Consider the following 20,182-nt stretch of genomic DNA (forward strand, 5'->3'; position numbering starts at 1 on the left):
CGCTTGGCGACCCGTCGCGGGACGACCCGGCGGCCGACCGGCCCGGCCGCGGGACCGGAATCACCGAATCGTTCATGCCGCAGATCTTAGCCTTGCTTCGGCACCGTCACCCCCGGCGGCACGTCACACGCACCCCCCGGTGACGGTGAGGTACGAAAGCCCTCGCATCCGGTGCGAATGCCCCGGGAAGATCCTGGACAAAGCTCACGGAGAAGCCTCACACACAGCTCACGGAACGCTCATGGGAGACTCGCGGGAAGCCTCACGGGAACGCTCACAGAACACTTGGAAACGCCCACGGGAAACTCGCAAAAACGCTCACGAGAGACTCCACGGGAACGCCCACGGAGCGAGCCCTCACCGCCGGGAACACCCCGGTCGAACCGTCCTCACTGCTCGGCGAAGGCGAGTTCCGCGGGCTCCGGCGAGTCGGCGTCGAAGGGCAGCACGAACCGGTGCGGCCACGACAGCACGCTCTCCAGCCAGCCCGCCCCCATAATCTGGGACACGTGCCGGAGCCGGTCGGCCGGGTCGACGCCGATGGTGACCGTGAGGATGTCGCGCTCCACGCTCTCGCGCTCGTCGTCACCGAGGATCACCCGCCAGGCCAGCTCCCGGTTCCTGTCCACCTCCATGGACAGCGGGTGGTGGCGGAGCGCCTTGGCCCGGTGGCCGAGCAGCTCGGTGCCGCCCGGGGGACGGTTGAACAGGGCGTACTCCATGATCGGCGCGGAGCCGCGCGGGTTGGGGGCGGGCTGGCCGTGGGGGAAGAGCCTGTCCACCTCGTGCAGCCACCGCACCTGCGGGATGACCCAGGCGGGCCCGGGGCGTTCGCCGGGGTCGCGGTCGGGGCCGAGCAGCCTGGTCGCGACCGCGGCGACCTGCTCGGTCAGCTTGGCCGGGTCGCTGACGGTCCGCAGCGACCACGCGCGGCGGCCCACACAGCGTTCCACCGCCGTGGCCAGCAGGCACTCGCGCCGCCTCGGCGGGAGCTCCGCCCAGAGGTCGGCCAGCGCCCTGGGCACCCCGGGCAGCGACCGGTTGGTGCAGAACGCCAAGACCAGCGTGTCGGCCCAGATCCGCAGCCAGGCCCAGTCGGACGCCCCGGCGAGCAGGTCCGCCTCGCGCAGCTCGACCAGCGTGCACGCCCGGCCGCTACGGCACTCCTGCCCGCAGGCCGCCGAGCGGCGACCGCAGATGGGCGGCATGTGGCCGGGGACCGGACGCTCGCGGTCCTCGCCCAGCGGCACCTGGATGCGCAGCGGCCGGTCCATGCCGTCGGCGAAGACCGCGGCGACGCCGGGCGGGAGCGAGACGACCTGCCGGGACTGCTCCTCGCTCAGGTTCGTCGCCGCGCCGACCAACTGGCGGTCGTCCTCGGCGGGGAGCCGGTGGATCACCTTCAGCGCGGTGTTCTTCACCACGTCGGAGACGAGCTTCGTGGGGATCTGCTCGGCGACCACGATCCCCTCGCCGTACGCGCGGATCTCGGCGAGCATGCCCGCGAGGAGTTCGACGGCGTGTGTGCTGGCCCGTCCCGCGCCCCGGTCGCGGAGCAGCCGGTGCGCCTCCTCGATCACGATGACGTGCTTGAGCCCGCTGCTGCGCTCCTTCCTGGCCCGCATCCGCAGGTGCTCCACGATCCGGATGATCAAGGTGCCCATCAGGAACGCCTTGTCCTCGTCGTTGGCGACGTCCTCGATCGCGAGCACCACGTTGCGCTGGAGCAGGTCGCCGATGTCGGCGGGGTGCCCGCCCTCGAAGAACCGGCCCGCGGAGCCCACCCGCAGCGACCGCAGCCGCAGCGAGATGAAGCCCTCCACGTCGGCCTGGACCTCCCGGCCGTAACCGATCTCCTTGATCACGTCCATCGCGTGCTGCTGAAGCTGTTCGAGGGTCGGTACGGCGGGCCGGACGGCGGCCCCCGGCGCGGCCCAGCCGGTGACCACGTCCCAGCCGTTGGCCTCGTACACCCGCTGCAGGGCGAGCGACATGATCTGCGGGAACGGCTCCTCGGCGTCGAAGGCCGCCATGAACAGCGCCCGGACCATGTCGATGTGGGCCTGCACCGGGTAGCCGGGCTCGGGGGCGAGCGGGTTGACGCTGAACGGCACGCTCTCCGGGGCCGACGGGTTGATCACGGTCACCGGGGCGAGGTGCTCGATCCGGCCGCCCATCGAGGCGTACTCGGACTTGGCCGGTTCGATGGCCAGCCACGGGATGCCCGCGCCGGTGAGCTGTTCCAGCAGGTGCCTGACGGTCTGGGACTTGCCGGAGCCGGTGGCGCCGGTGATGAACGCGTGCCGGTTCAGGGTGGCCAGCGGAACCCTGAACGAGCCGACCGGCCTGTCCTGGCCGTCGAGGATGGACCCGAGCTCGACGGTGAGCGCGCCGGGCACGGTGTCGGCCTCGCTGGTCACGTCGAAGAAGCCCGCGTCGAGGACCCGTACCCCCGGCACCTCCCGGTGCGGCAGCCCGGCGAGGGCGGCGAGCGCCCCGGCGGTGGCCGCGAACGGGGAGGCCGCGCCGTCCGCCGGGTCCTGCAGGGTGGTGGCCAGCGCCTCGGCGAAACCGTACACGGGGCCGGACAGCGCGCTGCGCAGGCGGTAGGGGTGGTGGCTCATCTCGGCGGAGCCGACGAGCACCGGGGCGATCTGGCGCAGTTCCTCGGGCCCGGCGGCCCCGGCGAGCACCCGGACGTTCCAGAGCCCGGCCTCGCGGAAGGCGTCCAGCTCCTGCATGCGCCGCTCGGCCCGCTCGGCGTCGTAGCGGGAGCGCTCGGAGGCGTCACCGTACTGTCGCAGCACGTTGAGCTGGGTGCGCAGGTGCGCGACCTCGGCGTCGAGCAGGTCGGTCTGCTCGGCCACCACCAGCCAGGCGAACGGCCGGGACATGAGCGTGACCAGCGTCGACTCGAAGAGCGTGGGCCGCCTGATCTCGTCGGCGTCCGGCTCGCGGCGCCCGCCGAGCGGCGGGGCCTGCCGTCCCGGGCAGACGGTCCAGGCCAGGTCGGACAGGTCGCGGAGCCACTCGTCGCCGATCCGGACCCCCCGGGCACCGCTGGGGAACAGCAGCGGCTCGGGACCGCCGGGCGCGTGCTCGACCTCGGTGGCGGCCCTGCGGGGCGGGCGCGGCGGGGTGAGCGGCCCCGCGTTGGTGATCAGCTCCAGCGGGGCGCCCGACCCCCGCGAGAGCCAGCCGACCACGAAGGGACGGTTGCGCTGAGCCGTGGAGAGTACGGCGGGCAGAACGGTGACGAAGTCCCACTCGGCGGAGGAGCTGCGCGAGGGCGCCGTGATCGCCTGGATTCGGTACCAGGGACCGGTCAGGGCGTTGGGCGGACGGGACACACTTGGCTGCATTTGGTCTCCACCCGGGGGACCCGGCTCCAGGCCGGAGGGTTGACGCTTCACGGATCGCTCCGTCGTACCGGCCGACGCATGATCGAGATCGAGGGTAGGTCACCCCCGCGACCACGGTCGAACCTGACTCGGGGCTCGCACCCCGGCATTGACCATCCCATTACGACATGCGGACGCCTCATTGACCCAACCGGCGAAAACACCCCGGCTCGAACCATCCTCACCCGAGTCTCCGTCGGCCGAACCTCCCCGGCCGGAACCCTTACCACCCGAGTGCCGATCACGGAGGACCCCGCCATCCGAATCTCCGCCGGGATCTTCATCGCCCAGGTCCCCGTCCCCCGGTTCTCCACCACCTGGGTCCCCCGGTTCTCCACCGCCTGGGCTCTCACCGGCGGCGTGGGCCGGGCGCTCATCAGCGACGGCGCCAGTCGAGCCTGGCCGGGGGCGGGCCGAGGTTGGGCGGCGCGTCCTCGAACGCGCTCGACACGCGCGGCTCCACCTTCTTCTCCCGTACGTGGTCCAGCGCGGCTTCCTTGATCTCGTCGAACTCGCCCAGCGTCGTCTTGGGGAAGGTCAGTATGGCCGGGTTGGCATCGGCGAGACGGACCCTGCGGCCCTCGGCGGTGGCGTCGGTGACGATCACCGAGGTGGTGGGAAGCTGCTGGAGCTGGTGAGGCTCGACGAGGAACTCCCTGGAGCGGTGCAACACCCGCTCGGTCTCCCCCATCGCCTTGGTCGCGCGGCGGCCCCACTCGGTGGACTCGGTGATGTCCTCCTTGAGGTCCGTGTGGCTCACGTCGCGTTCCTCGTCGCCCTCCTCGGCCTGGCCGACCGTGGAGACGTACCCGCCGTCCATCCCGGCCCCGGCGGCGCTGATCGTCTCGGTGAGCTGGGCGAGCTCCAGGCGGTGCTCGGTGCCGACGTGCTCGCTGGCGATCCGGGCGTCCTCGGCGTTGCCGAGCCGCATGAACGTCACCGCCGCGTGCCCGCGCCCGAGCCGCTCCCGTACGGTCGGGGTCAGCGAGCGGTAGGTGAGCACGAGGCCGGTCCTGGAGGTCTCGCAGGCGTCCATCAGCCGGTCGAGCACGTCGCCGCGGAGCTTGTCCGCTCCCGCGACGATGATCGTGTGGTACCACGGCCGCTCGGAGGCGGGCGACTGGCGCAGGATGTGGGTGAGCGCGGTCGCCACGTACGTACCGAGGACGCGGTTGCCGAACACGCCCGCCTGGCGGTCCATCGACACGACCCGCAGGCGCGCGGGCGGCAGGCGCACCGCCTCCGAGCCGAGGGTCTCCAGCTTGCGCAGCTGCGACTCCAGCGCCCACGCCCGCTCGATCACCACCCGGTCGCTGACGCCCCGGCCGAACAGCGTGCCGATCCGCTCCAGCTGGGTGGCGGTGATCAGGCCGAACCGCAGGTCCTCACGGGGGTCGCCGACCTGGGCCAGGGCACGCAGGGCGGCGGTGACCTGGTTGATCGTGGCGCTCTCGCCGAGGACCTCCAGGACCCGCTCCAGGATGGCGTTGTCGAACGACAGATCCCTCGTCGTACGGTGCTCCTCGCTGACGCTCACGACGTGGGCGAGGACGTCGGCGAAGGCCTCCGGGGCGAGCGTGGCGCCCAGGTCGAGCCGGGGCAGGTCGACCGGCAGCACCCAGACCAGCGGATCGTCACCGCCCCTGCGCGCCAGCTCGATCAGGTCCTTCGCGATCGCGCCCTCGGACAGGTCGAGCACGGTCAGGTGGCCGCCGCTGTAGAGGCGGGTCGCGCCGAGCAGGGTGATCAGCGCCGACCAGCCGGGCAGCGTGCCCCCTGCCACGTCGATCCGGTCGATCTCGTCGGGCACCGCCACCGCGTACCAGGTCAGCTGGCGGTCGTGGCGCTCCTTCTTCTCCGCCCACTCCCGGTAGCGGGCGGCGTGCTCCTCCTGGGCGAGGAAGAGCTCCCTGTCGCGTTCCTCCCGCAGCCGGTCACCGGCCACCTCGCGCTCCCTGATGCGGCGGCGTACCGCCCGGTCGCCCTGGTGGACGGCGTAACTACAGAACGCCGCGATGCCACCGGCGGCGATCACCCCGACGGCGGCGAACGACCAGCTGAGCATCTCGGTGAGACCGAGGACGAGGATCAGGGTGGCGAGCGCCGTCATGAACGCACGGACGATCTTGAGCGGCCGGTTCAGCAGGTCCTCGTTGAGGCGCTCCCTGCGCACCCACTCGGGGTCGATCGGCTCGGGAGGATTCTCGACGGGCGAGGGTCGCTTGGGAGCCGGACCCGGATCAGGGTGCAACAAGGCGTACTGCCAGCCCAGGTAGATCCGGTCCGCCTGGAGCTGCGCATGCTCGGGATGCACGTCCGCCACGGAACCTCCGCCATCGGGCTCATCGGAAGCCTCGGAGACAGCGTAAGAGTTCGTCATCATATTCGGGCAGCGTTCCCGTCAATCCGCTGTATTTTCCCCAGGTTTACCAGTACTTAAGGGACAGATGAGTCAGATGAGACGGACGTCAGCGATTAACATCGTGTCTCATGACTGCCCCTCCCGAGGGTCCCACCAGACGGCGCCCCATCGCGGTCCCGCTCGCCGCTCTGGTGACGGCCGCCGGTCTGGGAGTCACCGCCGCCCTCGGCGGCTTCGCCACAGCCCCCGAGAAGCCTCCCAAGCGGCTGGGTCAGGGCTCGACCGTGGATCAGGAGCAGTTCACGACCACGTTCGTCGGATCCCGCACCACGAGTGAGCCGGGCCTGTTCGGCAGCCCGGCCAAGCGTTTCCTGGAGATCGAGTTCCGGGTCGTCAACAAGGGCGACGAGACCGCCGGTATGGGGTTGCCCTACGAGAGTGGTCTGGGCGGCGGGTCCTTCGGCTCGTCCCTGCTCAAGATAACTCCGGCGATCAACGGCAAGTACGGCGCGTCGGTGTTCACCCCCACCGGAGGGGGCGAGAGCAGCCAGCTGCACCCGGCCCTGCCGACCAACGTCGTGGTCCGGTACGAGCTGGAGGACAGGCAACGGCCTCCCAAACAGCTGACGATCGACGTCGGCACGTACGAGTGGCGTGACGGGGTCACGCTGGCACCGGGCTGGTTCGTGGTGACGGAGGAGGACGGGGGCGAGAGGAAGCCCGTGGTGACGGCCCAGGTCACGCTTCCCGTCGTGCCGGGGGGAGCACGCTCGTGAATGTCTCCTCCCGCCCCCAGCCCGAGGCCCGTTCCCAGCCTTCCGAGGCCCGCCCCCGACCCGAGGCACGTCCCCTTCCCGAGGAGCGCCTTCGGTCCGGGACGCGTTCCCAGTCTTCCGGGACGCGTTCTCGGCCTGGGAACCGCTCCCGGCCCGGGACGCCCGCCCGCCGCAGAACCGCGGCGCGGCCGAGCCGGTGGCGCGCCGCCGGTGCCGTGCTGGCCGGGATCGCGCTGGCCGCCGCCGTGGGGCTGCAGGCCTTCGGCGCGGGAATCGCCGACCACGACGCGCCCCTCACCTCGACCGGCGCCGTCAACGAGGAGGTCACCGGCTCGCGGATCTCCGCGCGGGTCAGGGCGGTGCACGCGGCCAAGGCCATCGCGGCCCCGAAAAGCGGCGGTGAGCGGGAACGCGTGACCGCCAAGGGGATCTTCATCATCGTCGAGGTGTCCGCCACGGCGACCTGGGAGCCGCAGCGGTTCGGGCCTCCCCGCTTGCTGACGGACAGCGGGCGCCGTTACGTGGCCTCCGACAGGGTGGACCCGATGTCGACCATCACCCATCCCTACATCCAGCCGGGATGGTGGACCGAAGGAGTGGCGGTCTTCGAGATCCCGCCCGGGGAACTCCCTGACTCCCGGATCCTGCTCGCCCCTTCGTCCGGTTTCATCGTCGAGCCCAACGGACCCGAGATCGAGATAGACCTGGGCCTGGACGAGGCGGCCGCGCGACGACTGACCTCCACCGCGAAGGACGTCTACGAGTTGGCGAGCAGGAACTGATGGGGACGCCACATCGGGGAGGTCCCGAGGACGAGCGGGGCCGCGACTGGTTCGCCTCGCGGGAGGAGCGGCCCGCGCACGAGGAACGGCCCACGCGAGGAGAACAGCCCGCAGAAGACCGGCCCGCATGGGAGGACCGGCCCGCGCGGGAGAGCCAGCTCGCGAGGGAAGACCCGTTCGCGAGAGAGGACCGGCTCGCGCGGGAAGATCGGCTCGCGCGGGAGAACCGGTCCGTACGACGGGATCGGCCCGCTCCGGAAGGTCATCCTTCCGCCCCGCCTCCCGATTCCTACCGAGGCAGCCCCTGGCCCGCCACCCTCGGCACCTGGCCGGTGCCTCCCGGCGCCCTCGGCGGGCCGGGCGCTCCCGATGGGCACCCGGCACCGCCCTCCCCACCGCCTTCCGGCGCTCCCGGTACTCCTCCTGTCGGTCCCGGTCCCGGTGCTCTCGACGCCCCCGCCAGGCACCCGGCACCACCCGGTTTCGACGACGACGCGCCCACGCAGCCTCGTGGACGTCACGCGGAACCCCCCGCGCCCCAGCGGACGCGTACCGGGCAGAACCCGGAACCTCCCACTCCCCAGCCGCGCACCGGACAGAACCCGGGACGGCCCGCGCCGCCCCGGGCCAGGCGGCTGACCCCGCCCGAGCCGGGAAACCGCCATACCGGGCAGAGGGTCTCCCCACCGGGGTCAGTCGCCCCACCGGCGCCTCCCGCACCGTCCGCGGATCTCCCCGCCGCGTCCCCCGCCCGTGCCCGGAGCCGTCCCACCCCGCCCCAGCGTCGACAGTCTTCGGGCGGCGGCCAGTGGACACCCGGCCCTATGCGGATATTCCCGGACGAACAGGTCTGGCCTCCCAAGCCACCCGTGGAAGAACCAGGGGAAGAGCCACCGGGAGCCTCGACCCAGCCGTTCCCCTCCGTCCCCGGACCCCCGCTGCCCAGGCCGTCCGCCACCGGAGCCGGGACACCGACGGCCGCCCCCGCCGCCGTACCGGCCGACGCGCCTCCCGGAGAACGTTCCGCACCGGCCGCGGAGGAGACCCCGCCGAAGCGGGGGCGCCGTACGGCACTGCGGATCGGTGGGGCGATCGTGGCCGTGGGGCTCGGCATCGCGGTCTCCACGTGGAACGGCTACAGCGTCTACAGGACCGGCAACCCCGCCGACAGGATCCACACCGTCGCCGCCGGGGGCGCCATGACGCTGATGCACGTGTCGTGGAAGACCTCGGTCGAGCAGGTGGACAGCCTGCCCGGCCAGAAGCCCCTCCAGGCCGACCGCCAGTGGCTGAAGATCAAGGTGACGAGGACCTCGCTGGACGCCGAGGGCGTCAGCCGGCGTGGTGACCCCGAGGTCGAGGTCAGGCACTCCGACGGCCGCGCGTGGAAGGTGCTCCCCGAGAGCGACGACCTCCCGGACGAGGTCAAGGACCACCGGGTCGGTACCGCCTACTCCTACACCATGGTCAGCGTGGTCCCCAGGAACGTGGCCGGGCAGGTCGAGGTCCACGTCCGCCCCGCCACGTACCGCGTCGTGGAGAACGAGTCCGTCACGGACACCTTCAAGAGAACCGCGAAGGAGAAGGACCCCGCCCAGGACCAGGTGCTGCGCTTCAGGCGGTGAGCGTCTCCCCCGCCTCACGGCTGCGGGTGGCCGCGATGTCGAACGTGGCCGCCAGCAGGCAGACGGTCAGCGTCAGCACCAGCAGGTCCCTGACGAAGCCGACCGGCCCGCCCAGCGCCACCCAGACGAACGGGTCCTCGTTGCCGATCAGCATCCGCACACCCCGGTCCGCGTAGTCGGTCACCACGCGGATCGCCACGTAACCGAGGCAGAAGAGGCCGAACAGCGCGGGGCCACCCCGGGCGGCGAGCCGGAAGGCGTTCGCCGGGGGAACCCAGCGCTCCTGGAAACCGGCCGTGGCACGGGTCATCGTGCTCTGGGTGAGGTTGTGGGTCCGCTCCATCCGGGTGGCCACGTCGTCGAGCCTCGTTCCCCGTACGACGGCCCGGGTGTCCTCGGCGAAGGCGCCGTAGACGAGCGAGGCGACCGTCAGCCAGGTGAGCGGGACGATCAGGCCGTCGACCACATGGGGCCAGACATCACCGGCCGCGTCCCAGAAGGACTTCCACCACGGCAGGGCCTCGCCCGCCTCCTCGGCCCAGCCCCTGACCGTCATCACGACGGTCCGGTGGTCCAGCCAGTCCGCCCGAGCCTCGGCGAAGGCGAACAGGGCGTTGAGGCTGTAGAAGGCGAAGGCCAGCTCGAAGAAGGTCGCGAACACGCCGCTGCCCCTGACCTTGCCGTTCACGTGCCACCAGCCGAACAGCGTCTTGAGCAGGTACGCGACCACGGCGACCCCTATGGAGACCCGCACGTCCAGCGTGGAGAGCCCGGTACCGCCCTCTATCTCGTTCCCCGCGAGACTCGCCGCGAAGTCCTGGTCGACCCGCCTGGCCGTGTCGACGGCGATGAACTCCCTGGCGTCCGCGTTCTGGAAGCTCCAGGCGAGGTAGATGGTGGCGAAGACCAGGGTGGCCCGGTTCAGCGCGCCGAACATGCTCTCGTCCGCCTCGCCTCCCTCCCGCCGCACCCGGATCTCCCGGAGCGCCCCGCGCACCGAGTGCAGCATGCCGACCATGACCACGAGCTCGTTCAGCACGATCAACGTGAAGACGAACATCGTGACGACGAGCCGTACCTGCCGGTGGTCACCGTGGGAGACCTCGCTGGCGGCCACCATCAGCAGCGCCCGGACCACCCTGCCCACCGAGAACCAGAGGATCAGCGTCAGGGCGCAGGCACCGAAGATCCTGAGCGTGTGCATGGGCAGCGAGGCCGCGGAGAGCGAGGCGGGCCTCCGGCCGACTGCCGGCGACTGTGCGGGCATAACAGGCGTTTCAGGCACCCGACGCATGCTAACGACTCCCCTGACGGAACGCAGCCCGACCGGTGAGACGCTCCCGTCGTTCCCGGCGTGCTCCCGCCCCTGCCAACTGTCGCCGACCGTCGCCGCCCCTCGTTCACCCTGCCGGACCCCCACCACGTCTCGAAGGCGCCGAGACGGCGACCGCTGCCGGTTCCCCAGGTCTGTCACCGGCATCGATCCAGGCCGGAGTACCCGTCGAATAAACGACCGACCCCGTTTGTTGCAGCGGCAATGAAGCGCATGGAAGTCTGGGCCGACATGGCCTGCGCGTGGGCCTACATCGGCAAGCGGCGCCTGGAGCAGGCGCGACTCGGCGAGGACGTGGAGATCGTCTGGCGCCCGTACGTCATCGACCCAATGGCCCCGGTGCCGTCGGAGCCCCTGGAGGAGGAGCTTCGCGACCAGGTCGCCGAAGGCGCCCTGCGAGCCCTCCACCCGGCCCCGACCTCGGCTCCGGCTTTGGTCTCGGCTCCGGCCGGGGACCGGTCCGGTGACGGCGGGCGGGGCGCCACGTGGCGGGCGAACACGTTCGACGCCCACCGGGTGGTCGCCCTCGCCTACGGGCGGGGCGGTGCCGCGCTCCAGGACGCGGTCGTGGAGCGGATCCTGCGCGCCCACTTCGTCGAGGGTTCCGACATCGGGGACCGCGCCACCCTGGCGGCGCTCGCCGCCGAGGCCGGTCTGGACGGCATGGCCGAGGCCCTCGACCGTGGCGACGGCGCGGACGAGGTCCGCTCCTGGCTGCTGCGCGGCAAGGCCGAGGGCATCGCCACCTCACCGACCTTCGTGGTCGGCGACACGGCGGTCCCGGGCGCGCAGCCTCCCGAGGTCCTCGCCGATCTGGTACGGCACGCCGTTCCCCGGCGGGAACTCCCCGACGAGGTGAGGTGGCTGCGCCAGGCCGAGACCCTGCTGGATGCCCGGGACCCCCTCGGCGCGCTGCGTACCCTGCGTCCGCTGCTGGCCGATCACGGGGACGACCCCGCCGTACGGCTGCTGGCGGCCCGCGCCTACTTCGGCTCGGCCCAGCTCGGCAGGGCGAAGGAGACGCTGGAGTCGCTTCTGGAGCGCACCCCCGGCGACCACTACGCCCGGTTCCTGCTCGGCAGGACCCTCGAACGCGCCAACCGCCACCCCGAGGCCCTGCCGCACCTGCGCCTGGCGGCGGCCATGTCACCGGAGCCCGACTACGTCGATGCCCTCGACCGCGTCGAGAACCGTCTGGCGGACCGTCTCACCGTCTGACGCGAAAAGACGGAGACACCGTTCCGACGGACCTCCGGGACCGCCAAGCCACCAAGGCGGCGAGCCTCCGGCGCATCCGGCACAACGGAAAGGACCGGCCTCCCCTGCGGGAGTGCCGGTCCTTTCCGTTGTACCAGTTCATACAAGTTCGTACTGGTCGTTCAACCCGTCGGCCCGCTGTGGCGAGGCCGGACTCGAAGGGTCAGACGGCCACGGCGAGCTGGGTGACCTCACCCAGGCGGGCCTGGGCCGGGATGTCCTTGGTGACCCCGCCGCCCGCGATGATGCGGACGGTCCAGTCACCGGGGGCGGCGAAGAAGCGGAAGATGCCCTCGTCGGACACCACGACCTCGCCGGTGAACTCTCCCGCGTGGTCGAGCAGGCGGGCGTATGCCGTACCCGCGCCCGAGACCACACCCTGGATGACGGCCTGGCTTGAAAGGTCGATCCCGGCCGGAAGAGCAACGGTCTGTTCCGGAGCAGCGCATCCCTGAGTCATTATCGGGCCTCTCCCAGTTCGATCGGCACGCCGACGAGCGAGCCGTACTCGGTCCACGATCCGTCGTAGTTCTTGACGCTGGCCTGGTCGAGGATCTCGTGGAGGACGAACCACGAGTGCGCCGAGCGCTCCCCGATGCGGCAGTAGGCGATGGTGTCCTTGGAGAAGTCGACACCCTCGCCCTCGTAGAGGGCCTTGAGGTCCTCGTCCGTCTTGAAGGTGCCGTCGTCGTTCGCGGTCTTCGACCACGGGATGTTGCGGGCGGTGGGGACGTGACCGCCGCGCTGCGCCGCCTCCTGCGGAAGGTGGGCGGGCGCGAGCAGCTTGCCGGTGAACTCGTCGGGGGAACGGACGTCGACCAGGTTGAGCTTGCCGATCGCGGCGACGACGTCGTCACGGAAGGCGCGGATGGACAGGTCCTGGTCCTTGGCCTGGTAGCTCGTCTCGGGACGCGCGGCGACGTCCTTGACCAGCTCGCGGGAGTCGAGCTCCCACTTCTTGCGGCCGCCGTCGAGGAGCTTGACGTTCTCGTGGCCGTAGAGCTTGAAGTACCAGTACGCGTAGGCGGCGAACCAGTTGTTGTTGCCGCCGTAGAGGACCACGGTGTCGTCGTTGGCGACGCCCCTGGCCGACAGCAGCGCCTGGAAGCCCTCGCGGTCGACGAAGTCACGACGGACCGGGTCCTGGAGGTCCTGCTTCCAGTCGATCTTCACGGCGCCACGGATGTGGCCCTTGTCATATGCGCTGGCGTCCTCGTCCACTTCAACGAGGACGACACCGGGAGTGTCGAGGTTGGCCTCGACCCAGTCAGCGTCGACCAGGACGGCGGAGCGGCTCATTTTGATCCTCCAGGATCATCGTGCGGCGGGTAGTAAACGGCGAATGATCAAAAACATCTCGCAGCCGAGACAGAAACCAAAAGCGGCATTGAGAAAAGCGGCGAAAAGTGCCGCCGCGACGGCGCCGAGGGCCAGCGGCGTGATCTGTGCGACGTATCCGACCAAGCCCGCCAGAGCGAAGGCGAGTCCGACCCCCTGCGCGAAGCGCGGCGGGGCGGCATCCTCCAGTTCCTTCGGCGGGCTCTTCACTATCCCTTTGAAAATCATCCCGTACGGCGAGAGACCAAGAACGCCCAGCGCGAACGCGACGGCCTGCGCGGCCAGCAACCATGCGCTGCCCGTCACGAGGACGAGTGCGAGCACGACGGTGGTGACGGTCGCCGTAAAGCGGAGAGCTCGGGAATCAACCTGCATCGCCTGATGCTCCTGAAGGGTTGTGCAGATCGGTGCGGCTCGACGGCCGCTTGAGATCGCCCTTAGGAAATGCGACAGAGAGCGGTGGTCACGCGGCAGAAATCAACCGCGCGCCGCTTCGTGAGCAGCTCTGTCGTGGAGTTCATGTCCACGACATTACCCCGGCGTCCCGCCATCTGTCACATCCCTGTCCAATTTCTGAGACATGATCGTTCAATGAGCGATAAGGTACGCCGCTCATTCGCCGACCGCCAGGCCGAGGGCGCCGATGACGTCGGCTTTCCTGGGCTGGCCGGAGGCACGTTTCACGATCCGCCCGGACGCGTCGAGGACGAGGACGGTGGGGGTGCGCAGGATGTTCAGTGATCGGACCAGGTCGAGGCGGGACTCCGCGTCGACCTCCACGTGTGCGACGCCGGGCACCATTCCGGCCACCTCGCCGAGGATCCGCCGGGTCGCCCGGCACGGCTGGCAGAAGGAGGTGGAGAACTGCACGAGCGTGGCCCGCTCCCCCAGCTCCGCGTGGATGTCGCCGGACGTGAGCCGCTCCACGTCGCCCCTCACCTCTCGCGCCACGCCGTTCCGCCGCCGCATCACCACGCCCACGAGCGTGGCGAGGGCGAGGGTGACGATCACCACCGTCAAACCGGTCACGGAACACGACAACAGGCGCGCGCCCCGGCCCATTCCCTCGCCCCTCAAGCCCTTCCCTGCGATGCCGGTGAATCCAGCGGATCGCCGGACCAGCGGACCGGCGGACCGGCGGACCGGCGGACCGGCGGACCGATGAACCGGCGGACGGATCGAGTGGACGACTCGGCGGGACGGATTCACGGAGACGGAACCGGATCCGGCGGCCGGAACCACCGGACGGGACGATCTCAGCGGGTGGGGATCGTGAGCAGCACCCGTCCACCAGCGGTAGTGATCTTGAATGCCGTGATCCGCTCCGGCGGGATCGTCGTGGTGGCCGTGAAGGAGCCGGATTTGTCGTAGGCGGCCCGGTTGACGACCCAGTTGCCCGCCGTCTCCCTGAGCCCGCCCTCCCCGATCACCTCCAGCCGGCAGCGCGTGCCCTTGGCCACCCCGGTGAGCACGACCTTGACCGTGGTCGTCCCCTCCCCGGCGGAGGCGGTCACCACCGCCCGGACCGTGCCCGTGCTGTCCGACTTCTCGAACCGCAGCTCGCCCGGGGCGAGCAGGATCTCCGGGGCGGGACTGGAGATGGGGGACCGGGAGGACTTGGCCCTGGCGCTGGTGTCGGGCGCGGTCGACTCCGAGAAGGACTGGGCGCTCTCCTGATGGCCCCCGGCGTCGGCCGGAGCCCTGTCCGACTGGGCCGACGCGGCAGGCTGGGGCGCCGACGCCGTGGTGGCCTCGGGAGCGGACCGGGTGACGGCCCACAGGGTTCCGCCGCCGAGCCCGACCACCAGGACCGAGGCGGCCAGCGAGAGCATCAGGCGGTTCGTACGGCGCCGCCTGACCTTGGCGCTGAGCAGCCGGTCGAGCACCGCCGTGGGCGGGCTCGCCACCTGCGCCACGTCACCCTCGGACACCCTGCCGAGGAACGTCGCCACCCCGGCCAGCTCCTCCAGTTCGGCCCGGCACCCGGCGCACTCGGCGAGATGGGCCTCGACGAGCACACGCTCGTCCGGCTCCAGGGCACCGAGAGCGTAGACCCCGAGCGACATCCGTACTTCGTCACAGGTCATCATCATGGCGCGAGCCCCCGCTCCTCCAGCGCCAGCTTGAGCGCCCGAAGCGCGTAATACGTGCGCGATTTAACCGTTCCGACGGGGATGCCGAGTGACTCGGCGGCCTCCTTGACGGATTTCCCCTGGTAGTAGACCTCGGCCAGCACCTCGCGGTGCTCGGGCCGTAGCGCGGCCAGCGCCTCGGCGATCGCCCACGACTCGACGGCCCGTTCCAGCTCGTCGTCGGCGGGCACCACGGCGAGCGCCTCGTCGCCCGTCTCCGGGGGACGCGCCTTGCGCGCGCGGTGCTGGTCGACGACGAGGTTGCGGGCCACCGTGAACAGCCACGCGCGGATGGAGCGCCCGGCGAACGCGTCGGGATGACGCCAGGCCCGCAACAGCGTTTCCTGCACGACATCCTCCGCCCTCCCCGAATCGCCCGTCAGCCGCAACACGTAGCCGTACAGTGGCCCGCCGTGCTCGTCGAAGAGCGCCCTGACGAGTTGCTCGTCGGCGGTTCCGGCTTGGCTCACATCCTCACGACGTACGGCGGGACGATCCGGTTCAGGCACGGGGCACGTTCAGCCTCGGAGGGGCACGTCGGAGGCCTCGCCCGAGATGCGCAGCCCCTCGGGAACGGCCCTGACGTCGGTCAGCTTGAGGTTGTACGGCAGCTTCCCGATCGGGATGCGGTAGTTGATGAACCGTTCGGGATCGGGCACGGGGATGCCTCCGCCCAGGGTCACCTTCCCGGGGACGAGCCGCAGGCCGCCCTCGACGATCTCGACCTTGAGATCCGCCTTCACGGGCACCTTCTGCCCCAGCACGGTGATCTCCCCGCTGACGTTGAGCGCGTCACCCGCGACGCCGACCTTGATCCCGTCAGGCGCCCTCTGGTTGATCGTCTCCATCGGGACGACCACCGTCCCCTCCACCCGCTCGGCGCGCATGTCCACCTGCTGGGGACGGAGCACCAGGTCCTCCAGCGGGGCCGTGACGCCGTACAGGGTGAAGTCGACGCTCGACAGCCGGACACCCGAGACGGTCATCCTGCCCGCGGCGACCCTGACCTCCTCGTAGCGCCCGGCGATCGCCTGGGTCAGGAAGGGGATGCCCTCGATCGTGACCTCCGGCGGGGTCGCGAGGTCGTACTTGGCCGTCGCCTGCGTGGCGATCTCGCGCTGGACCCCCGCCACGGCGACCCTGTCGAGGATCACGGCGAGAACGAGAAGCACGAGGAGAAAACCGATCAGCTTGCGCATCCGACTCCCTGTTCGCTCTCCAGCCCGAGGGGGGCATTGGCGTGACCTCCCCCGGTAATCCTGTCCGAAACGCCGTGCCGGTGGTAGCGCTCACCCGGCCCAACCGCCCGCGATTCACCGGGCTCAACCGCCCGCGGTCCACCCCGCTCAGCCACCCACGATTCACCGAGCTCAGCCGCTCACGGTCCACCCGGTTCAGCCGCCTGCGGTCCACCCCGCTCAGCCGCCCGCGAAGGGTGGGAGCACCTCGATCGTCGCCCCGTCCGTCAGGACGATCGTCTCGTGGGCCCTCCTGCCCACCGGATCCCCGTTCACCAGGAACGACGAGAGGCTCACCACGCGAGCCAGCCCTTCACGGTTCGATGTGATTTTCGTCATCAACTCGGCAAGGGTGGCGGCCTCGGAACGCTCCTCCGCGACTCCCGCCGCTTCCTTCGCCGCGGCCCAATATCTGACAATGACCGTCGCCATCAGTGAATCAACTCCCCAAATACACGTAGAGTTACCGCGCCATTACGGCGAATTCACATGGAGAACGGGTGTTCACCAGGTGGACGTTCGCTGGACGCTGAAGCCTCGTGGGTTATCCTCACCTACTACGGGACCTGGGCAACGTAGCCCCCGGGTCCTTACGTGTTTGTACGGCTATCGCCGACATGACGCGGGAAGGAGGCATCGTGAGCAATCTCCTGCTGCTCACCAACGCCCTCGAGCCCTCAACTGAGGTGCTCCCGGCGCTGGGGCTACTGCTGCACTCGGTACGGGTCGCGCCCGCGGAGGCATCCGCCCTGCTCGACGCCCCGCCCGCCGACGCGATCCTGGTGGACGCGCGCCGCGAGCTCGTCCAGGCCAAAAGCCTGTGCAGGCTGTTGCGCACCACGGGCGTCGCCTGTCCCCTGGTGGTGATCGTCACAGAGGGCGGTCTCGCCGGGCTGACCGCGGAGTGGGGTACCGACGACGTCATCCTCGACACCGCCGGGCCCGCCGAGGTCGAGGCGCGGCTCAGGATGGCCGTGGGCAAGCTCAACCTGTCCGCCGCCGAGGAGGTGCCGGACGAGATCCGCAACGGTGACCTGTCGATCGACGAGGCCACCTACACCGCCAGGCTCCGCGGCCGCGCGCTGGATCTGACCTTCAAGGAGTTCGAGCTCCTGAAGTACCTGGCGCAGCACCCCGGCAGGGTCTTCACGCGCGCCCAGCTCCTCCAGGAGGTCTGGGGGTACGACTACTTCGGCGGCACCCGCACCGTGGACGTCCACGTCCGGCGGCTCCGCGCCAAGCTCGGCGCCGAGTACGAGGCGCTGATCGGCACGGTCCGCAACGTTGGCTACCGGTTCGTCCCCGAGCGCGGCAACGAGCCCGTCGAGGAGCGCGAGCCCGCCCGCCGCTAGGCGTCCCCTCCCCCGAGAGCTCTCAGGGCTCCCGGGAGTCACCGGGAACAGTCGTGGCACGTTCCCGTCCCCGCGGCGGTTCCCACGCGAGGGCGGGGACGGGGTACGCCCGCGTCCGGGCACACTGCGTGGCACGCATGACGCCGAACGCACCGACCGGGCGCACTCACCGGACGCGCCCACCGGACGACGAGCCGAGCGTGCCCAGTCTCGAACGTCCGGGGTCTCCGAACGCCCAGGACGCCCCGGAGGTCCAGGGCGGTCCGGGTGTTCAAGGCACCCCGGGTGCTCCGGCCGTCCCGGGTGTGACCAGCCCCGACTCGTAGGCGAAGACGACGAGCTGCGCCCGGTCGCGCGCCCCGAGCTTGGTCATCGACCGGCTGACGTGGGTCTTGACGGTGGCGTGGCTGATGGCCAGGTGCCCGGCCATCTCCGCGTTGGACATGCCGGTGGCGACCAGGGCCAGGATCTCCAGCTCGCGGCCGGTGAGGCGTTCCAGGCCGGGTCCCGCGACGGGCCTGGGCGGTGTGGACACGTACTCCTCGATCAGCCGCCGGGTCACGGAGGGCGAGAGCAGCGCGTCACCGGCGGCGGCCACCCGGACCGACCTCAGCAACTCGGCCGGTTCGATGTCCTTGAGCAGGAAGCCCCCGGCCCCGGCACGCAGCGCGGCGAACACGTACTCGTCGAGGGCGTAGTTGGTCAGGATCACCACGCGCACCGCGTCGAGCTCGGGGTCGGCGCCGATCCTCCTGGTGGCCTGGATCCCGTCGAGCAGCGGCATCCTGACATCCAGCAGCGCCACGTCCGGCCGCAGCGCGCGGGACATCTCGACGGCCTCGACGCCGTTGCCCGCCTCCCCGACGACGGTGATGTCCCCGGCCATGTCGAGCAGCGCCCGGAAGCCCGCGCGGATCAGCGCCTGGTCGTCGGCGAGCAACACCCTGATCACGATCGCCCCGCCAACACCCGGCCACAAACCAGCGGCATCCTAATCACGACCACCCCACCGACACTCGGCCACAAACCAGCGGCACCCCGATCACGACCACCCCGCCAACACCCGGCCACAAACCAGCGGCACCCCGATCACGGCCACTCCACCGACGCCCAGCCCCGAACCAGCGGCACCCCGGTCACAGCCACCCCGCCAGGGGCAGCTCGGCCCGGACGGCGAACCCGCCCTGCGGACGCGGTCCCGCGGTGAGCGATCCTCCGGCGGCGACGGCGCGCTCGCGCATCCCGATCAGCCCCATTCCGTACCTCGTGACCTCCGCGGACGACTCCCCGTCGTCCTCGACGCGCAACACGATCATTTCAGGCCGGTACTCGGTCGTCAGCGTGATCGACGCGGGCCCGGCGTGACGGAGCACGTTGGTGAACGCCTCCTGCGCGATGCGGTAGGCCGCCCGGTCGACGTCCGGGGGAAGATCCCGGCGCTCTCCGACCACGAGGACCCTGACCGGCAGCCCCACCGCCTCCGCCCTGGCGACCAGCCGGGGCAGCCGGGCGAGGCCCGCCCCGGGATCGTCGGGATCGGCCTGCCTCAGCACGCCCAGCGTGGCGCGGAGCTCCCGCATCGCCTCCCGCCCCGACTCCTTGATCGCGGCCAGTGCCTCACGGGACATCGCGGGGTCGCGGTCGAGCAGGTGCATGGCGACGGAGGCCTGGACGTTGATGACCGAGATGTTGTGGGTGAGGGTGTCGTGCAGCTCCTGGGCGATCCACAGCCGCTCCTCGTCGGCCCTGCGCAACGCCGCCTCCTCACGGGTGCGCTCGGCTTCGACCGCCCGCCTCTCGACCTCGTTCAGGTACGCGCGACGGCTCCTGGTCGTCTCCCCGAGGACCACCATCGCCACCAGCCAGCCGCTGAGCAGCGTGAAACCCCCGTCGGGGGCGGGGTCGACGTCGGACAGCGCGATGAGGCCGTAGATCCCCACGCTCATCGCGACGGCCAGCCAGACCGCCAGGCGACGCCGTCCGAGCGCCGTCGCCGTGTAGATCGACATCAGGGCGGGCGCGGCGGCGAAGATCCCCGGGTACCGCCAGGCGTAGTAGGCCACGGCGCAGGCCACCGTGATCGCTCCCGCCTGCGGCGGCGCGCTCCGCCGGAACGCCAGCGCTAGCGACGCCACCGTGATCAGCGCCAGACCGAGCGTGTCCAGTGGACGCTCGGGGGAACCCGAGCTGGACAGCCCGCCGTAGGTGCCCCCGACGATCCCCGTCAGCACCCCGGCCGCCACCAGCGCGTCGGTTGTCCGGGTCCTCACCCCTGACACGGTAGGTCACCGTATCCACCGCGCCGACCCCCGCGAGAAGGAGGTCACCCGTACATCCCCGGCCGTACACCGGCCTCCCTCGGACCGCGAACACCACCCCCGGCGTACGGGCGTGACACCACCGAGGCACCCCCCACGGCACATCGTGACACCACCGAGGCACCGCTCCGACGTACGGCGAGGCGTCACCGGCACCCTGGTCGCCGACACTCCGGCCGCCGGTCCCCCAGGCCCCCAACACGAGAGGCCCACCGGACGTGTCCGATGGGCCTCTCACACATGTCACGCCTCACGACGTACCACGATC

Annotated in this window: 19 protein-coding genes; 5 read left to right on the forward strand and 14 right to left on the reverse strand. The window is 70.9% G+C overall.

What is annotated here, in order from left to right; all coding sequences use genetic code 11:
- Positions 1–389: 389 nt before the first annotated feature.
- Both ABD817_RS01440 and ABD817_RS01445 read right to left on the reverse strand, forming a co-directional pair.
- Positions 390–3,362 (reverse strand): ATP-binding protein, encoded by a 2,973-nt coding sequence (locus tag ABD817_RS01440; RefSeq protein ID WP_344914123.1) that lies wholly within the window; start codon positions 3,360–3,362, stop codon positions 390–392.
- Positions 3,363–3,777: 415 nt separating this feature from the next.
- The gene (locus ABD817_RS01445) at positions 3,778–5,724 is read right to left on the reverse strand and encodes a hypothetical protein (RefSeq protein WP_344914127.1); all 1,947 of its coding nucleotides are present in this window, start codon (positions 5,722–5,724) and stop codon (positions 3,778–3,780) included.
- A 167-nt stretch (positions 5,725–5,891) separates the two neighbouring features.
- On the opposite strand from ABD817_RS01445, the gene ABD817_RS01450 reads away from it, so the two are divergent.
- From ABD817_RS01450 to ABD817_RS01460, 3 genes are all read left to right on the forward strand, one after another.
- Positions 5,892–6,539, forward strand: coding sequence for a hypothetical protein (locus ABD817_RS01450; RefSeq protein WP_344914130.1), 648 nt, complete (start codon positions 5,892–5,894; stop codon positions 6,537–6,539).
- A gap of 215 nt (positions 6,540–6,754) precedes the next feature.
- Positions 6,755–7,321, forward strand: a complete 567-nt coding sequence (locus ABD817_RS01455) for a hypothetical protein (protein ID WP_344914133.1) — start codon at positions 6,755–6,757, stop codon at positions 7,319–7,321.
- A gap of 869 nt (positions 7,322–8,190) precedes the next feature.
- Positions 8,191–8,946, forward strand: coding sequence for a hypothetical protein (locus tag ABD817_RS01460; protein ID WP_344914136.1), 756 nt, complete (start codon positions 8,191–8,193; stop codon positions 8,944–8,946).
- Here ABD817_RS01460 and ABD817_RS01465 read toward each other — a convergent pair.
- On the reverse strand, positions 8,936–10,213 hold the full coding sequence (locus ABD817_RS01465; RefSeq protein WP_344914139.1) for a hypothetical protein: 1,278 nt from the start codon (positions 10,211–10,213) through the stop codon (positions 8,936–8,938). The two genes, ABD817_RS01460 and ABD817_RS01465, sit on opposite strands and share 11 nt — an antisense overlap.
- 270 nt (positions 10,214–10,483) lie before the next feature.
- Between ABD817_RS01465 and ABD817_RS01470 the strand changes: the two genes are divergently transcribed.
- Entirely contained in the window at positions 10,484–11,497 is a 1,014-nt protein-coding gene (locus tag ABD817_RS01470; protein WP_425583220.1) for a DsbA family protein, read from the forward strand.
- Between the two features lie 202 nt (positions 11,498–11,699).
- On the opposite strand, the gene ABD817_RS01475 is transcribed toward ABD817_RS01470, so the two are convergent.
- From ABD817_RS01475 to ABD817_RS01510, 9 genes are all read right to left on the reverse strand, one after another.
- Positions 11,700–11,996: a DUF1416 domain-containing protein gene (locus ABD817_RS01475; RefSeq protein WP_329089613.1), complete on the reverse strand. Its 297-nt coding sequence runs from the start codon at positions 11,994–11,996 to the stop codon at positions 11,700–11,702.
- Positions 11,996–12,835: a sulfurtransferase gene (locus ABD817_RS01480; protein ID WP_344914145.1), complete on the reverse strand. Its 840-nt coding sequence runs from the start codon at positions 12,833–12,835 to the stop codon at positions 11,996–11,998. The genes ABD817_RS01475 and ABD817_RS01480 overlap by 1 nt, the downstream gene beginning before the upstream one ends.
- 15 nt (positions 12,836–12,850) lie before the next feature.
- On the reverse strand, positions 12,851–13,249 hold the full coding sequence (locus ABD817_RS01485; RefSeq protein ID WP_344914148.1) for a DUF4395 domain-containing protein: 399 nt from the start codon (positions 13,247–13,249) through the stop codon (positions 12,851–12,853).
- Positions 13,250–13,311: 62 nt separating this feature from the next.
- Positions 13,312–13,425 carry a putative leader peptide gene (locus tag ABD817_RS39510; RefSeq protein ID WP_386266372.1) on the reverse strand — a complete coding sequence of 38 codons (114 nt, stop codon included), beginning with the start codon at positions 13,423–13,425 and terminating at the stop codon, positions 13,312–13,314.
- A gap of 61 nt (positions 13,426–13,486) precedes the next feature.
- Complete coding sequence (locus tag ABD817_RS01490) at positions 13,487–13,843, reverse strand: TlpA family protein disulfide reductase (RefSeq protein ID WP_344915570.1); 357 nt, start codon at positions 13,841–13,843, stop codon at positions 13,487–13,489.
- Between the two features lie 287 nt (positions 13,844–14,130).
- Positions 14,131–14,967: an anti-sigma factor family protein gene (locus tag ABD817_RS01495; protein WP_344914150.1), complete on the reverse strand. Its 837-nt coding sequence runs from the start codon at positions 14,965–14,967 to the stop codon at positions 14,131–14,133.
- Positions 14,964–15,476, reverse strand: coding sequence for a sigma-70 family RNA polymerase sigma factor (locus ABD817_RS01500; RefSeq protein ID WP_344914153.1), 513 nt, complete (start codon positions 15,474–15,476; stop codon positions 14,964–14,966). Before ABD817_RS01500 ends, ABD817_RS01495 begins: the two co-directional genes overlap by 4 nt.
- Positions 15,477–15,524: 48 nt before the next feature.
- Entirely contained in the window at positions 15,525–16,205 is a 681-nt protein-coding gene (locus ABD817_RS01505) for an LmeA family phospholipid-binding protein (protein WP_344914155.1), read from the reverse strand.
- Positions 16,206–16,424: 219 nt separating this feature from the next.
- Complete coding sequence (locus ABD817_RS01510; RefSeq protein WP_344914158.1) at positions 16,425–16,676, reverse strand: MoaD/ThiS family protein; 252 nt, start codon at positions 16,674–16,676, stop codon at positions 16,425–16,427.
- A 206-nt stretch (positions 16,677–16,882) separates the two neighbouring features.
- On the opposite strand from ABD817_RS01510, the gene ABD817_RS01515 reads away from it, so the two are divergent.
- Positions 16,883–17,596: a winged helix-turn-helix transcriptional regulator gene (locus ABD817_RS01515; RefSeq protein ID WP_344914161.1), complete on the forward strand. Its 714-nt coding sequence runs from the start codon at positions 16,883–16,885 to the stop codon at positions 17,594–17,596.
- Between the two features lie 271 nt (positions 17,597–17,867).
- Here the strand turns inward: ABD817_RS01515 and ABD817_RS01520 are convergent, their stop codons facing one another.
- Entirely contained in the window at positions 17,868–18,548 is a 681-nt protein-coding gene (locus ABD817_RS01520) for a response regulator (protein WP_344914164.1), read from the reverse strand.
- Between the two features lie 184 nt (positions 18,549–18,732).
- The gene (locus ABD817_RS01525) at positions 18,733–19,866 is read right to left on the reverse strand and encodes a sensor histidine kinase (protein WP_344914167.1); all 1,134 of its coding nucleotides are present in this window, start codon (positions 19,864–19,866) and stop codon (positions 18,733–18,735) included.
- Between the last annotated feature and the right edge of the window lie 316 nt (positions 19,867–20,182).

Origin of the sequence: Streptosporangium oxazolinicum (genome assembly GCF_039537505.1) — a bacterium.
In the GTDB taxonomy this organism is placed as follows: domain Bacteria; phylum Actinomycetota; class Actinomycetes; order Streptosporangiales; family Streptosporangiaceae; genus Streptosporangium; species Streptosporangium oxazolinicum.

Excerpts from the sequence above, each read along its gene's own strand:
- ABD817_RS01450 (WP_344914130.1), top strand. The coding sequence starts at position 5,892 with ATGACTGCCCCTCCCGAGGGTCCCACCAGACGGCGCCCCATCGCGGTC.
- ABD817_RS01510 (WP_344914158.1), bottom strand. The coding sequence starts at position 16,676 with ATGGCGACGGTCATTGTCAGATATTGGGCCGCGGCGAAGGAAGCGGCG.
- ABD817_RS01475 (WP_329089613.1), bottom strand. The coding sequence starts at position 11,996 with ATGACTCAGGGATGCGCTGCTCCGGAACAGACCGTTGCTCTTCCGGCC.
- ABD817_RS01465 (WP_344914139.1), bottom strand. The coding sequence starts at position 10,213 with ATGCCCGCACAGTCGCCGGCAGTCGGCCGGAGGCCCGCCTCGCTCTCC.
- ABD817_RS01480 (WP_344914145.1), bottom strand. The coding sequence starts at position 12,835 with ATGAGCCGCTCCGCCGTCCTGGTCGACGCTGACTGGGTCGAGGCCAAC.
- ABD817_RS39510 (WP_386266372.1), bottom strand. The coding sequence starts at position 13,425 with ATGGCGGGACGCCGGGGTAATGTCGTGGACATGAACTCCACGACAGAG.
- ABD817_RS01440 (WP_344914123.1), bottom strand. The coding sequence starts at position 3,362 with ATGCAGCCAAGTGTGTCCCGTCCGCCCAACGCCCTGACCGGTCCCTGG.
- ABD817_RS01485 (WP_344914148.1), bottom strand. The coding sequence starts at position 13,249 with ATGCAGGTTGATTCCCGAGCTCTCCGCTTTACGGCGACCGTCACCACC.
- ABD817_RS01490 (WP_344915570.1), bottom strand. The coding sequence starts at position 13,843 with ATGCGGCGGCGGAACGGCGTGGCGCGAGAGGTGAGGGGCGACGTGGAG.
- ABD817_RS01505 (WP_344914155.1), bottom strand. The coding sequence starts at position 16,205 with ATGCGCAAGCTGATCGGTTTTCTCCTCGTGCTTCTCGTTCTCGCCGTG.
- ABD817_RS01495 (WP_344914150.1), bottom strand. The coding sequence starts at position 14,967 with ATGATGATGACCTGTGACGAAGTACGGATGTCGCTCGGGGTCTACGCT.
- ABD817_RS01470 (WP_425583220.1), top strand. The coding sequence starts at position 10,484 with ATGAAGCGCATGGAAGTCTGGGCCGACATGGCCTGCGCGTGGGCCTAC.